The sequence below is a fragment of the endosymbiont of Riftia pachyptila (vent Ph05) genome (assembly GCF_000224455.1).
GTDB classification, from domain to species: domain Bacteria; phylum Pseudomonadota; class Gammaproteobacteria; order Chromatiales; family Chromatiaceae; genus Endoriftia; species Endoriftia persephonae.
Map to the genome: position 1 here is coordinate 42,565 of NZ_AFOC01000005.1, position 14,185 is coordinate 56,749.

The window sequence follows — 14,185 nt, forward strand, 5'->3', positions numbered from 1 at the left end:
GTTATTTAGATATGGCAGGCGCTAAAGAGATACGCACCCAGATCGCCAGTATCAAAAACACGCGCAAGATTACCAGCGCGATGGAGATGGTAGCGGCCTCAAAGATGCGTAAGGCCCAGAACCGGATGGATGCGACCCGACCTTATGCGGAGAAGATGCGTAATGTTATCGGCCATCTATTCCATGCTCATCCGGAATACCGCCACTCATTTATGAAGGAGCGTGAGGTCAAACGGGTCGGGTATATCATCATCTCCTCCGATCGTGGGCTGTGTGGTGGTCTTAACAGCAACCTGTTCCGGAGACTGTTGAAAGAGATATCGGCACAGCGTGAGGAGGAGGTTGAGATAGACTTCTGCATCATCGGCAGCAAGGCCGCTGGTTTCTTCGGCCGCTTCGGTGGAAATGTGCGCAGTCAGGCGACCCAGCTGGGTGATGTGCCCCATCTTGAAGATCTCATCGGTACCGTGAAGGTGATGCTGGATGCCTATGAGGCGGGCGAGATCGATCGCATCTACGTGGCATACAATCGCTTTGTCAACACCATGACCCAGGATCCGTCGATCGAGCAGCTGGTGCCGATTGCTGCGGAGACAGAGGATGAGTTGAAACACCACTGGGACTACATCTACGAGCCGGATTCCAAGGATGTGCTCGACAATCTGCTGAGTCGCTATGTTGAATCCCTGGTCTACCAGGCAGTGGTGGAGAATGGCGCCTGTGAACAGTCTGCGCGGATGGTGGCGATGAAGGCAGCTTCGGACAACGCCGGTGATCTGATCAATGAGTTGCAGCTGATCTACAACAAGGCGCGCCAGGCAGCGATTACCCAGGAAATCTCTGAAATCGTCGGTGGTGCTGCAGCGGTTTGATCTCCCGCACAGTAAAAAGAATTTAGTTTTAAACTTTAGAGAGTCGCCTGGAGCGGCAAGAGGAACCAGAAATGAGTTCGGGCAAAGTGGTTGAAATCATCGGCGCCGTGGTGGATGTACAATTCCCCACTGGTGAGATGCCGAAGGTCTACGAGGCACTGAAGATCAACGAAGCCAACCTCACTCTGGAAGTTCAGCAACAGCTGGGTGACGGGGTGGTGCGTACCATTGCCATGGGTTCTACCGATGGCCTGAAGCGTAACGTTGAGGTCGAATCGACTGGCGCACCGATCACTGTCCCCGTTGGGCAGGGGACTCTAGGCCGCATCATGGATGTGCTTGGTAACCCGGTAGATGAGGCAGGCGAGGTCAAGTGCGACAGTCGCATGCCGATCCATCGTTTACCGCCCAAGTTTGAAGATCAGGCATCAACTACCGAGATCCTCGAGACCGGTATCAAGGTTATCGACCTGATCATGCCGATCTCCAAAGGTGGTAAGGTGGGTCTGTTCGGCGGTGCGGGTGTGGGCAAGACGGTTACCCTGATGGAGTTGATCCGCAATATCGCGGTCGAACACTCCGGCTTCTCCGTATTCGCCGGTGTTGGTGAGCGTACCCGTGAGGGTAACGACTTCTACCACGAGATGCATGAAGGTGGCGTACTCGACAAGGTGGCCCTGGTCTACGGCCAGATGAACGAGCCGCCCGGCAACCGTCTGCGTGTTGCGCTGACCGGTCTGACCATCGCGGAGAACTTCCGTGACGAAGGGCGTGACGTGTTAATGTTTGTCGACAATATCTACCGTTACACCCTGGCGGGTACCGAGGTATCTGCACTGTTAGGCCGTATGCCTTCCGCGGTGGGTTACCAGCCGACTCTGGCGGAAGAGATGGGTACGTTGCAGGAGCGCATCACTTCTACTAAGACCGGCTCCATCACCTCCTTCCAGGCCGTATACGTACCGGCGGATGATCTGACTGACCCCTCCCCCGCCACCACCTTCGCTCATCTGGATGCGACCCTGGTGCTCTCCCGTCAGGTTGCCGAGTTGGGTATCTACCCTGCCGTGGACCCGCTGGACTCCACCTCACGTATCCTCGATCCTAACGTCATCGGTCAGGAGCATTACGATACCGCACGTGCCGTTCAGGGTACCTTGCAGCGCTACAAGGAGCTAAAGGATATCATCGCCATTCTCGGTATGGACGAGCTCTCCGAAGAGGACAAACTGGTAGTACAGCGCGCGCGTAAGATTCAGCGCTTCCTCTCCCAGCCCTTCTTTGTGGCCGAGGTGTTCACCGGTAGCCCGGGTAAGTATGTCAGCCTGAAAGATACCATCGCTGGCTTCAAGGCGATCGTTGCCGGTGAGTACGATCATCTGCCGGAGCAGGCCTTCTACATGGTCGGATCGATCGAGGAAGCTGCCGAGCGTGGTGGCGACGTCTGATTCCGACGGGAGTGTAAAGCTATGGCCATGACCATACATGTCGATATCGTCAGCGCGGAGGGTGAGATCTACTCAGGCCTTGCCGAGATGGTCTACGCCCCCGCAGTGATGGGCGAAGTGGGCATCGCCCCCCGTCACACCCCGCTGGTCACTCGCCTCAAACCAGGTGAGGTGCGTGTTATGTCTGCTGATGAGATGCAGCATTTTTACGTCTCTGGGGGCATCCTTGAGGTGCAACCCCATGTGGTCACCGTGTTGGCGGATACCGCAATTCGTGCCCACGACCTTGATGAAGCCGCCGTCCAGGAGGCGAAAAAGCGCGCTGAAGAGGCGATGCAGGACAAGTCTGCTGAATTTGAATATGCGAAAGCGCAGTCAGAACTTGCGGAGGCGGTTGCGCAATTACGGGCAATCGAGCGAATTCGTAAAAGCACTAGCGTCTAGATCAACGTTTTAACCCCAAATGGAGAAGGGGCTGCTGAACCAGCAGCCCCTTGTTTAGTTTCTGCTATGACAAAAGAAAGCATTAAGACGGGAAAGTTTGTCTCCCTCACCTACTCCATTTCGGATACCGAGGGCAACGTACTCGAACAGAGCGACCTGCCGGTCACCTATATCCATGGAGGAGAGACCGAACTCATCGGTGGTATGGATAAGGCGGTGGCCGGTCGCTCCGAAGGTGATGAAGTCAAATTAACAATCGAACCCAAAGATGGTTTTGGTGATCACGATCCGACCCTGACATTCACCGATGATCTGGAAAACGTGCCACCGGAGTTTCGCAAACTGGGAGCAGAGGTGCAGATGCAGAACTCGGAGGGTGAGACTAAGAGTTTCTTCGTCACCAAGATCGAGGACGGCAAACTGACCGTAGACGGTAACCATCCGCTGGCCGGCAAGCGGCTGCTGGTGAAGGTGAAGATTCTCGAGGTGCGCGACGCAACTCGTGAGGATGCCCAGTCTATCGGTATACCGGGCCAATCAACCACCCTCAACTGATCCCTTTTTAGCACCGGTTCACGATTGTGCAATCGGTGCAGCACGATTCTCCTTCCGGGGGTGCGCTCATCCTGCGCTCCCGCTATACTCCTTCGCCAGTGGAGGCGCGCCCAAAGGCCCATCAAGATGGTCGGGCAGCAGATGACTCTCCCTCTCTTGGACCATTCAGGGAATGGATGAGATAGGTCAAGCGGCAACCAGAATTCGCTTTTGCAGATATGCAATTTAAAACCAATCTCGACCGAACAAACTGATGTGATGGTGAAGGTGCGCTTCAATCTCCCGCTTTTTTCGTTACTCCCCGAGCCCATTTTTCCGGAGCCTTCATGAAACTTGGAGTTCTGATCCTCGCCGCTGGTCAGGGTACGCGTATGCGCTCGAACCTACCGAAGGTTCTACACAAACTGGCAGGCCAGCCACTGCTGGAGCATGTGGTCAAAGCGGCGCAACAGCTCGAACCTGAGCAGACCACTATTATCTACGGCCATGGTGGAGAGCAGGTGCGCACAGCGCTGCAGCATTACCCCCTTGCTTGGTGTGAGCAGCGCGAACTGCTGGGTACAGGACATGCGGTAATGCAAGCGGAGTCCCAGCTAGCCGATCTGGATGCAGTACTGATCCTCTATGGTGATGTGCCGTTGATCGACACTATGACCATCCGGAATATGGTGGAGCATCTTTCGCAGACGGATCTGGTGCTGCTGACGGTTTCCCTTAACGACCCGAGCGGTTATGGGCGGATAGTGCGCGACAATCATGGCAAGGTGGTGCGGATTGTCGAGCAGAAAGATGCCAGTCAGGATGAGTTGGAGATCGCTGAGATCAACACCGGCATCATGGCGCTCAATCGGGCTCGTCTGAATGGCTGGCTGAGGGAGATCGAAAACGACAACGCACAGAAAGAGTATTATCTGACCGATGTCATCGAGCTGGCCGTTAACGATGGCGTCGATGTGTTCACGGTCAACCCAAACAGTGAGGAAGAGGTGATGGGCGTCAACGATCGAGTGCAACTATCCCACCTGGAGCGCCACTATCAGCGCGAACTTGCCGAAAAGCTGATGCAGTCTGGTGTGACCATAGCCGATCCTGCGCGCATCGATATCCGCGGCGAACTAAAGGCCGGCAAGGATGTCTTTATCGACTGCAATGCCATCTTCGAGGGCGAGGTGGAGCTGGGTGACGGTGTCACCGTAGGTCCAAATGTGCTGATCAAAAATTCAAAGATCGCCGAGGGTGTGCAGATCAACGCCAATTGCGTGATCGAAGATGCAGAGATTGGTGTCAACTCCCGTATCGGCCCGTTTGCCAGGATTCGCCCCGAGACCCGTCTGGCCGATTCGGTGCATGTCGGCAACTTCGTCGAGGTGAAGAAATCTGAGGTCGGCTCGGGCAGCAAGATCAACCACCTGAGTTATATCGGCGACAGCATCATCGGCAGCAAGGTGAATGTTGGTGCTGGCACCATCACCTGTAACTATGATGGCGCCAACAAACATCAGACAGTAATCGGTGACAACGCCTTCATCGGCTCAGACTCACAGCTGGTGGCGCCGGTGATCATCGGCGAAGGCGCGACCATTGGCGCAGGTTCCACCGTTACCCGAGATGCACCATCGAGCACCCTGACCCTGAGCCGAGCCAAGCAGATCACGGTGGCAGGCTGGAAGCGTCCGGAAAAAAATAGCAAATAAGATTCACGGAGTAGATCTCAATGTGTGGCATTGTTGGTGCTGTCGCCCAGCGCGATGTGGCCCCTATCCTGCTGGAGGGCCTGAAACGACTCGAATACCGGGGTTATGACTCGGCCGGTCTGGCGGTTATCAGTGAGACGGACGCTATTACCCGTCACCGGGCGCTTGGCAAGGTGCGGGAGCTGGAGCAGATCCTTGAGCAGGAGCCGTTGCCAGGCAAGCTTGGTATCGCCCACACCCGTTGGGCCACCCATGGCGAGCCCTCGGTGTGTAATGCCCATCCGCACGTCTGCAAGGGACGGGTGGCACTGGTGCACAACGGCATCATCGAAAATCATGAGGCGTTGCGCCAATCACAAACGCAGCAGGGCCACAGGTTTAGCTCCGACACCGATACTGAGGTCATCGTCCATGCCATCTATAACGAACTGGAGCAGGGCGTCGACCTGCTCGATGCAGTGCGCAACACCACAAGACTGCTGGATGGTGCCTATGCCCTCGGCGTGATCAACACCGCTGATCCAGGGCGCCTGATCACCACCCGCCACGGCAGCCCGCTGGTGATCGGCCTCGGCATCGGTGAAAACTTCATCGCCTCAGATGTGTTTGCGCTGCTGCCGGTGACCCAGAAGTTCATCTTCCTCGAAGAGGGTGACATTGCAGAGCTGACCCGTCTTGGTGTCAACATCTACGACAAGGACGGTAAGCGGGTCGAGCGGCCGATCAAAGAGTCGGGGCTGTCTGCCGATGCGGTGGAGCGCGGTGAGTTCCGCCACTACATGATGAAGGAGATCTATGAGCAGCCTCGTGCGATCGCCGACACCTTGGAAGGCCGAATCACCAGCACAAAGGTATTGCCAAGCAGCTTCGGACTGGGCGCTGAGGCGCTGCTGAGCGAGGTGAAGGCGGTGCAGATTGTCGCCTGCGGCACCTCGTACCATGCCGGTTTGATCTCCCGCTACTGGTTTGAATCCCTCACCGGCCTGCCCTGCAACGTGGAGGTGGCCAGCGAGTACCGCTATCGAAAACACTATGTGCCGAAGGATTGCCTGTTTGTCACCATCTCCCAGTCGGGTGAGACGGCAGATACCCTGGCGGCCCTGAAATTGTCGAAGGAGCTGGGCTACGCCAAATCTCTGTCGATCTGTAATGTGCCGGAGAGCTCGTTGGTGCGCGAGTCAGATCTGTCTCTGCTGACCCACGCGGGACCGGAGATCGGTGTCGCCTCAACCAAGGCCTTTACCACCCAGCTGGTGGCGCTGCTGTTTCTGGTCTCAGTGCTGGGGCGCTACAACGGCATGGATGAGAAAGCCGAGGCCGGTCGGGTCGAGGCGATGCGCAGCCTGCCCGGCAAGCTCGAGTCGGTGCTGGAGCTGGATGAGGAGATCAAGGCGCTGGCAGAGCGCTTCACCGACAAGAACCATGCCCTGTTCCTCGGTCGTGGCGACCAGTATCCGGTGGCGATGGAGGGCGCGCTGAAGCTGAAGGAGATCTCCTATATCCATGCCGAGGCCTACCCGGCCGGTGAGCTGAAACATGGCCCGCTGGCACTGATCGACAATGAGATGCCGGTAATCGCGGTGGCACCCAACAATCAGCTGGTGGAGAAACTTAAATCGAATCTGGAAGAGGTGCGTGCCCGTGGTGGTGAACTGTTCATCTTTGCCGACGAGCGTCTCGAGATTGAATCAGAACCGGGCGTGACCGTGATCAAGGTGCCGCATTCTGATGGTTTGATCCAGCCGATAGTCTTCACCGTACCCTTGCAGTTGCTGGCCTACCACGTGGCAGTACTTAAGGGCACCGATGTGGACCAGCCTCGCAACCTAGCGAAATCGGTGACTGTGGAGTGAACGGGACAGAACGAGCTTACGCTGCAGCATGGTAACACTACCCAATGCCCTCCAGGCTTGGGGGGCTGAGCGCTTTTCACAGATCCTCAAGGCTGAGCTCGAGAGCCTTAGCAGTGGTTCGCTGCCGCTGGAAAATGGGATCTCGCAGGGTGGTCTGGTCGACGACAGCAACATCTCTGTGACAGTGCTGAACTTCAGTGAAGCGGAAGGCGCCATCCGTGTCATGCTGGGCGTCTTTTTCACCGAGATCGTCGGCGGCTGCAGTTGTGGCGACGATCCGCTAGAGGCGAACGGCTATTGTGAGCTGAGGCTGGAGATTGACAAGTCGACCGCGGAAGCTGGGTTCAAAGTCGTGTGATGCGGCGGGCTGAGCCCCAGCTCGATGTTTTCCACTAATCCCGTCAAAGCCCTTCCGCACCCTGGCGATGTCCTGCTGCTGTTCGTCATGTTGTCGCCGTTTGTGCTATTCGCCTTGCTTGCGCAAGCACAACAACTGGTGAATTTCTTTCCGGATGATGCCTTCTACTATCTGCAGACGGCAGACCAGTTGCTTCTACGCGGTTTTCCCACCTTCGATGGACTAAATCCTACCAACGGCTTTCATCCGCTGTTTTTCCTGCTGGTAACACTGACTGATCTGCTGACGGGCAAAGCAGCCCTGATGCAAGGCCTGTTTCTGCTGAATACCCTGTTTATTGCGCTGAGCATTATCTTGATGATGCAGTTCTTGGCGCGGTTCCCGAGTATGCTGCGCAGCCTGCTACTCCTGCTGCTAATGTTGCCCGTCTACCTGCTCTATTTCTGGATGAGTGCAGGAATGGAGGCGAGCCTGGTGCTGCTCTGCTTTCTGCTGTTTGTGCATGCCTGGTTGAAGGCGCAGCAAGCCGAATTTGAAGATCGCCGCCGCAACCTGCTGCTGAGTGGAGTCATCACACTGCTGATGCTGGCCCGTTTGGATATGGTGATCCCGCTGGCGGTATTTATCGCAGGGCTTGGCTGGTACGGGCTGAGCCATTGGCAATCCAATGGTGGTTATGCGAGCCGGAAAATGGTTGTCGAAGTGCTGCTGCTGCCATTGCTGGTCGGGTTTGCTTATCTGACTTTTAACTATGCAACCACAGGCCATATGGTTCCGATCAGTGGCCTGGTCAAGCAGCACTATTTCATTCCCTTCTCAATCTCCTGGAATGCAGTGACAGGAGGTGGGAAGGTTGCGCTGCAAGTGTTGACGATCTCGCCGTTTTTCTTGGCTTTGCTCGCCCTGTTTTTTGTTAATAGGGTGCGGCTCAATAGCAATAGAGCCGATGCGATAACGTTTCTGCTGACGAGCTTGGCGCTGCTGCTCTATGGCCTCTATCTGGCTTTTTATGCTTCGAACTTTTTTCACTGGTATCTCGCCATGCCGTTTGCAGCTGCAGCCTATCTGCTTGTGCAATTGGCAGGATTGATAAAGATTGAGAGGGTTCGCCTCAACGGGCGAAGTGGTCGGCTGATACTGTTATTGTTATGTGCCTTGATCGGTACAAGTGCTAACAGCGCCTTTCTCGCATGGACTGGCTGGAAGCGCCAGTCGACCTCATACCATCTAATGCAGCTAGCCAAACAGCTGGACCGGCTTGGTGATGAGAGCGTGCGGGCCGCCACCTTCGATGCGGGCGCCATCGGTTTTTTCTCCAGACATCAGGTGATTAATCTGGATGGGTTGGCGAATAGCCACGACTACTTTTTTAATTATCGGCTGCCGGGGCGACTGCAGGAGTATCTGCAACAGCAGCAGGTAGACTACCTGCTAGTACGGGATGGTCACCTGGAAAATCGCGAGGAGGTTTTGAGTGGAGACTATAGCCAGGCCCGCTACCTGCCCGATCCACGCATTCGTTTGGCTAGACAGGACGAGCAGTTTCGCTACTCTATTCCCGGTGGCTTCACCGTGATTGCTTATCGATACCGATGATATCTCAGCTTGCATGCGGGGCTGTATTGTCTGCAGCAGCCAGCCCGATTCGGGGAGCGCGATGAGACTGACCCTACTGGGCACCGGCAGCGCGGGCGGTACGCCCTGCTATGGTTGCGACTGCCCTGCTTGTAGGCGGGCGGCAGAGGATCCGCAGTGGCGGCGGCGTGCTTGCAGCGCCCTGCTTGAGGTGAATGGGCAGAAGATCCTGCTGGATGCGGGTCTCACCGACCTGGCCGAGCGCTTTCCGCCCGGCAGCCTGAGCCAGATCCTGCTCACCCATTATCACATGGACCATATCCTCGGCCTGTTCGATCTGCGCTGGGGGGTGAATCAGCGCATTCCGCTGGCCGGGCCGGATGATCCGGAAAAGAGCAGGGAGCTCAAGCGACACCCAGGCATTCTTGATATCAGCCACCTTGAGGCGTTCGAGGAGCTGGAGTTAGGGGCGATCCAGGTAACCTCCCTGCCCCTCAACCACTCCTGTCCGAGCTTCGGTTACTGTTTCGATGATGGGCGCAATAGCCTCGCCTATCTCACTGACACCCTGGGGCTGCCGGAGCAGACTGAGGCCTGGTTGATGCGGCAGCGCCCAAGTTTAATCGTCATCGACTGCTCTCTTCCTCCGGGCAAGCGTGGTGGCGGTATGCACAATGACCTCCAGTCTGCCTGCGATACCCTCACGCGGTTGCGCCCTGAGAGAGGTGTGTTGAGCCATCTCGGCCATGATCTGGAGAGCTGGTTGATGCAGCAGCCTCAGGTATTGCCGGCTGGTGTAGAACTGGCTCAGGATGGTCGAGTCTACACACTCTGATGGCAGCTTTGCGCGCCTTGAGAGGCCCTCATTCCGTTGCCTGCAGATGCCAGCGCTCGTCATCTAGGCCGTTCATCCGACCGCTATCACGCAGTGCCTGTAGCCACTGCTCCGGACCTGCGACATAGAGGTCGGAGCGCTGCGGTTCAACCTCCGGCGAGTTGATCAGCGACAGTAGAGCCTCTACAGGGGTATCAGGGCTGAGCGCGTGGTAGTCGAAGTTATCCAGGGAGTGAGACCAGGAACGCATCAGGTTGTCTAGTGGTGAGCCTGGCGCATTGGCCCCCAGCTGGATCAGCATCAGATGTTCGGCGTTGTCGATGGTGATCGCCTGCTCGACCAGGCTCTTAATCGGTGCCAGTCCATTGCCGGCGGCAATAAAGATGGCCGGTCGTGATGACTCCTCCTCCAGTACAAATCCACCCTCAGGGCCCTTCAGCAGGACGGTTTGTTCGGCGATGCTGCCGTTGAAAACCAGCTCGCCAAACTCTCCGCTCCCTTGCCGCGGCACCAGGAACTGTAGGTTGCGCCCATCGCAAGGGCAACTGGCAACAAACAGGGAGAGGCTGCTGCCCTCTTCGGCGCTGAGCTCGACCCGCTGGCCCGCCTTGAAGCGCAGCGATTTGGTGTGTGGCGTTTGCAAATTAAGTAAAGCAAGATCAGTGCCAGCTGACTCGATGCTGCGTACCCGGGTACGGATATTCTGCTGCGGCAATGTGACCCCCTGACCCGCCTCGCTCGCCTCCAGCACCAGGTCGGAGATGGCGGTATTGGAGCAGGCGAGGATATAACCCTCTTCACTCTCCCGCTTGCTCAGAACATAATCGTGATCACGCAGCTTGCGTACCGCTCCGGAGACCACCTTGCACTTGCAGTCGCCACAGTTGCCGCTGGAGCAGCCGTAGCCGAGATGTAGCCCCGCCTTCAGTCCAGCTTCGAGGATAGAGTCATTGCCGTCGACAAAAAACTCATGGCCGCTGGGCAGTAGACGCACGCTGGCGGTGACTATCTTGAGCAGGGCATTCTTGGCAAACACGGTGGCTCTGGCGTCCTCAGCGCGGTCGAGTCGCCCCATCGCCTTTTTGAGCTTGGTGATGCAGCGTTTTACCTCTTGCTGAAGGTCGGCGGTGGGTGCATCAATTGCTGCCTGCAGGCTCTGCTGGGTATCGCCGATCAGCATTTCCGCGCCGTTGAGCGCTGCCTTGGTCTGCACCAGGGTGTGCTGAAACTCCCGCAGACGCGACATCAGCACCTCGGGGTCAGGCAGCCAGCCGTCGCTGTATTTTGCCTTGGGGCGCGCCTCCCGCTTGATCCGCTGTACCCGTTCAAAAACCGGGTCATTATCCATGTTGATTTCGGGATAGAGGCGGATCAGATCCTCGACCTGGATCTTGCCCTCAAAGGTCTCCACTCCCTCTTGGCGAATCCGTTTTTGCAGTTCACCACGAGTGACACCGGCAAGCCGGGCTGAACGGGAAAGGTTGAGAGGTTGTGACATGAAAAGCCCCTTACTTACTATGGTTGGTAGATAACTATATTTTAGAGTGGCATGGTGGCGGCGAAATGAGCGACGCCGAGCAGTGCGGTACGTTGGTTGAGGATGATGCGGACCGGCATCGAGGCCATCAGTTCCTGCATGCGTCCTTTATCGAGAAAGGCCTCGATGAAGGCGCCTTGTCGGAGTCGGTCGATCAGCTTCGGTGCGATACCGCCTCCCAGATAGACCCCGCCGGTGGCCATGATCTTCAGCGCATGATTGCCGACCTCCCGGCCATACAGCCGCACAAACAGATCCAGTGCCTGATCGCAGATCTCATCCTGTTTTGTGAGGGCGGCATTGGAAATGGCCGCGGCACTCCCCTGCTCCCGCATCACCTGTTCCAGCCAGGCTGGCGCAGGGGCCTTCCGGTGTTGCCGCAGAAAGTCGTGAATTGTCTCCAGTCCCGGGCCGCAGACCAGCCGTTCCCAGCTGACATGGCCGTGCTGTTTTGTCAGATGTTCGAACAGTGCAAATTCCAGCGGGGTGCTGGGGCTAAAGTCGCTGTGCCCACCCTCGGTGGCAAAGGGAATGTGCTGGCGACCGTCCCAGAACAGCCCTGCCTCTCCCAGTCCGGTGCCGGCAGAGACGATGGAGCGGTTGCCCTGGGCGTCGGGATCGCCCGCTTGCAGCAGCACTATCTGCTCATCTTTGAGGCGATCTATGCCCCAGGCATTCGCCTCCAGATCGTTGAGCAGGTGGGTGGCGGCAAAACCGAAACGGGCGTTGATGGACTTGGCGGAGAGCTGCCAGCGGAATTTGGTGGTGGTGCATTGGCCATCCCGGACTGGGCCGGGTACGCCAAAGGCGGCACGCTCCACCTCAGCGCCGCTCTGCTGCAGAAATTCGGCAATGATCGCTTCAAGTCCGTCAAACTCAGCGCTGGCAAAATCCTTTTCTGTCACCAGCTCCAAGCCGGCATCGGGGCCGGTTCGGTAGATTGCCAGCCGGCTGTTGGTACCGCCAATATCCCCTGCAAGCAGCTGCATCTCTGTCCCTCTAGTGATTCCTGCGAACCATTTTAGTCAATTCCACCAGACAAGGGTTGTTGAATTCGACCCGCAGGACGACAAGCCTGATAAAATGCCGGGATGGATGTTTCACCGATTCTCGATCCTCTCAACGAAGCCCAGCGTGACGCGGTCAGCGCGTCGGTGGGCAATCTTCTGATCCTCGCCGGCGCTGGTAGCGGTAAGACTCGGGTGCTGGTGCATCGCATCGCCTGGCTGATGGCGGTGGAGGCGGCTTCGCCCTGGTCGATCCTCGCCGTCACCTTCACCAACAAGGCGGCGAAGGAGATGCGCGGGCGTATCGAGGAGCTGATGGGGCAGCCGGTGGGGGGCATGTGGGTCGGCACCTTCCACGGTCTCGCACATCGTCTGTTGCGCGCCCACTGGCAGGAGGCGGGATTGCCGCAGAGCTTTCAGATCCTCGACTCGGATGATCAGTTCCGGCTGGTTAAACGGGTGTTGAAGAGCCTCGATCTAGACGAGGCGAAGTGGCCGCCGCGCCAGGCCCAGTGGTTCATCAACGGTCGCAAGGATGAGGGGCTGCGCGCCCAGCATCTGGATGATGGCGACGACCCCTATCAGCGGCAGATGATCCGCATCTACACTGAGTATCAGGCCGCCTGCGAGCGCGGTGGGGTGGTTGATTTTGCCGAGCTGCTGCTGCGCGCCCATGAGTTGTGGCGCGATCGGCCCGACATCCTGCAGCACTATCAGCAGCGCTTTCAACATGTGTTGGTGGATGAGTTTCAGGACACTAACGCGATCCAGTATGGCTGGCTGCGGCTGCTTACCGCCGGGCGCAACAACCTGTTCGTGGTGGGCGATGACGACCAGTCGATCTACGGTTGGCGCGGTGCACGGGTGGAGAACATCCAGAGCTTCGAGCAGGACTATGCCAGCCAGCCAGCTGATCCGGCTGGAGCAGAACTACCGCTCGACCGGCAACATCCTTAACGCCGCCAATGCGCTGATCGCGCGCAACCCCTCGCGGCTCGGCAAGAATCTCTGGACCGAGGATGGCGAGGGGGAGCCGATCAACCTCTATGCCGCCTTCAACGAGGTCGATGAGGCGCGCTTCGTGATCGAGCGGATCCGCCAATTCACCAGCGAGGACCACGCCCGCGCCGACTGTGCCATCCTCTACCGCACCACCGCCCAGTCGCGGTTGTTCGAGGAAGCGCTGATCCAGGCCGGCACCCCCTACCGGGTCTACGGCGGGCTGCGTTTCTTCGAACGCGCCGAGATCAGGGATGCGCTGGCCTACCTACGGCTGCTCAACAATCCTCAGGATGATGCGGCTTTCGAGCGGGCGGTCAACCAGCCGCCGCGGGGCATAGGGCCGAAGACCCTGGACGGAGTGCGCGCGCATGCGCGGGACTTCGACTGCTCCCTGTGGCAGGCCAGCGTCGATCTGCTGAAGGGTGGTGCGATGCCGAAGCGGGCCAGCAATGCGCTGCAGGGCTTTCTCGATCTGATCGAGGAGCTGCAGGTGGAGAGCCGCGACATGGCCCTCTCCGACAAGGTGGCCCAAGCACTGGCGATGAGCCGTCTGCCGGAGCACTTCGAGAAGAGTCGCGACGGCAAGGGGCAGGACCGCAAGGAGAACCTGGAGGAGCTGGTCAACGCCTGCCGCCAGTTCAGCTGGGAGGCCCACGAGGACGAGGAGCTGGACGAGCTCTCCACCTTTCTCGCCCACGCTGCGCTGGAAGCGGGCGAGGCCCAGGGCGATGCCTTCGACGATTGCGTACAGCTTGATGACGCTGCACTCCGCCAAGGGGCTGGAGTTCCCGCTGGTGTTCCTGGTGGGGCTGGAGGAGGGGCTGTTTCCCCACAGCATGTCGGCGGATGATCCGGCCCGTCTGGAGGAGGAGCGCCGTCTCTGCTACGTCGGCATCACCCGCGCCATGCAGAGCCTCTATCTTACCCATGCGGAGAGCCGCCGACTGCACGGCCAGGAGAACTATCCGATGCCATCGCGCTTCCTGCGGGAGTTGCCGGCAGAGT

The 14,185-nt window shown here is 58.0% G+C and carries 11 protein-coding genes and 1 pseudogene; 10 read left to right on the top strand and 2 right to left on the bottom strand.

What is annotated here, in order from left to right:
• The first annotated feature begins 11 nt into the window (after nucleotides 1-11).
• The 9 genes from atpG to phnP all read left to right on the top strand — a co-directional run bounded on the left by atpG (nucleotide 12) and on the right by phnP (nucleotide 9,634).
• Nucleotides 12-872: a F0F1 ATP synthase subunit gamma gene (gene atpG / locus RIFP1SYM_RS01565; protein WP_005958849.1), complete on the top strand. Its 861-nt coding sequence runs from the start codon at nucleotides 12-14 to the stop codon at nucleotides 870-872.
• A 71-nt stretch (nucleotides 873-943) separates the two neighbouring features.
• On the top strand, nucleotides 944-2,320 hold the full coding sequence (gene atpD, locus RIFP1SYM_RS01570; RefSeq protein WP_005958850.1) for a F0F1 ATP synthase subunit beta: 1,377 nt from the start codon (nucleotides 944-946) through the stop codon (nucleotides 2,318-2,320).
• A 21-nt stretch (nucleotides 2,321-2,341) separates the two neighbouring features.
• Complete coding sequence (locus RIFP1SYM_RS01575) at nucleotides 2,342-2,764, top strand: F0F1 ATP synthase subunit epsilon (protein ID WP_005958852.1); 423 nt, start codon at nucleotides 2,342-2,344, stop codon at nucleotides 2,762-2,764.
• A gap of 66 nt (nucleotides 2,765-2,830) precedes the next feature.
• Entirely contained in the window at nucleotides 2,831-3,319 is a 489-nt protein-coding gene (locus RIFP1SYM_RS01580; RefSeq protein ID WP_005958855.1) for an FKBP-type peptidyl-prolyl cis-trans isomerase, read from the top strand.
• A 326-nt stretch (nucleotides 3,320-3,645) separates the two neighbouring features.
• Nucleotides 3,646-5,013 carry a bifunctional UDP-N-acetylglucosamine diphosphorylase/glucosamine-1-phosphate N-acetyltransferase GlmU gene (gene glmU, locus RIFP1SYM_RS01585; RefSeq protein ID WP_005958857.1) on the top strand — a complete coding sequence of 456 codons (1,368 nt, stop codon included), beginning with the start codon at nucleotides 3,646-3,648 and terminating at the stop codon, nucleotides 5,011-5,013.
• 20 nt (nucleotides 5,014-5,033) lie between these two features.
• Nucleotides 5,034-6,866: a glutamine--fructose-6-phosphate transaminase (isomerizing) gene (gene glmS, locus RIFP1SYM_RS01590; RefSeq protein ID WP_005958859.1), complete on the top strand. Its 1,833-nt coding sequence runs from the start codon at nucleotides 5,034-5,036 to the stop codon at nucleotides 6,864-6,866.
• Between the two features lie 28 nt (nucleotides 6,867-6,894).
• Nucleotides 6,895-7,224: a hypothetical protein gene (locus tag RIFP1SYM_RS01595; RefSeq protein WP_005958861.1), complete on the top strand. Its 330-nt coding sequence runs from the start codon at nucleotides 6,895-6,897 to the stop codon at nucleotides 7,222-7,224.
• 24 nt (nucleotides 7,225-7,248) lie between these two features.
• Nucleotides 7,249-8,820 (top strand): hypothetical protein, encoded by a 1,572-nt coding sequence (locus tag RIFP1SYM_RS01600; protein WP_005958863.1) that lies wholly within the window; start codon nucleotides 7,249-7,251, stop codon nucleotides 8,818-8,820.
• 61 nt (nucleotides 8,821-8,881) lie between these two features.
• Nucleotides 8,882-9,634 carry a phosphonate metabolism protein PhnP gene (phnP, locus tag RIFP1SYM_RS01605; RefSeq protein ID WP_039959540.1) on the top strand — a complete coding sequence of 251 codons (753 nt, stop codon included), beginning with the start codon at nucleotides 8,882-8,884 and terminating at the stop codon, nucleotides 9,632-9,634.
• Nucleotides 9,635-9,662: 28 nt separating this feature from the next.
• Here the strand turns inward: phnP and RIFP1SYM_RS01610 are convergent, their stop codons facing one another.
• Complete coding sequence (locus RIFP1SYM_RS01610; RefSeq protein ID WP_005958867.1) at nucleotides 9,663-11,132, bottom strand: 2Fe-2S iron-sulfur cluster-binding protein; 1,470 nt, start codon at nucleotides 11,130-11,132, stop codon at nucleotides 9,663-9,665.
• A gap of 41 nt (nucleotides 11,133-11,173) precedes the next feature.
• Complete coding sequence (glk, locus tag RIFP1SYM_RS01615; protein ID WP_005958869.1) at nucleotides 11,174-12,160, bottom strand: glucokinase; 987 nt, start codon at nucleotides 12,158-12,160, stop codon at nucleotides 11,174-11,176.
• Between the two features lie 102 nt (nucleotides 12,161-12,262).
• On the opposite strand from glk, the pseudogene uvrD reads away from it, so the two are divergent.
• Nucleotides 12,263-14,185: pseudogene (uvrD, locus tag RIFP1SYM_RS01620) on the top strand (DNA helicase II); the annotation flags it as partial.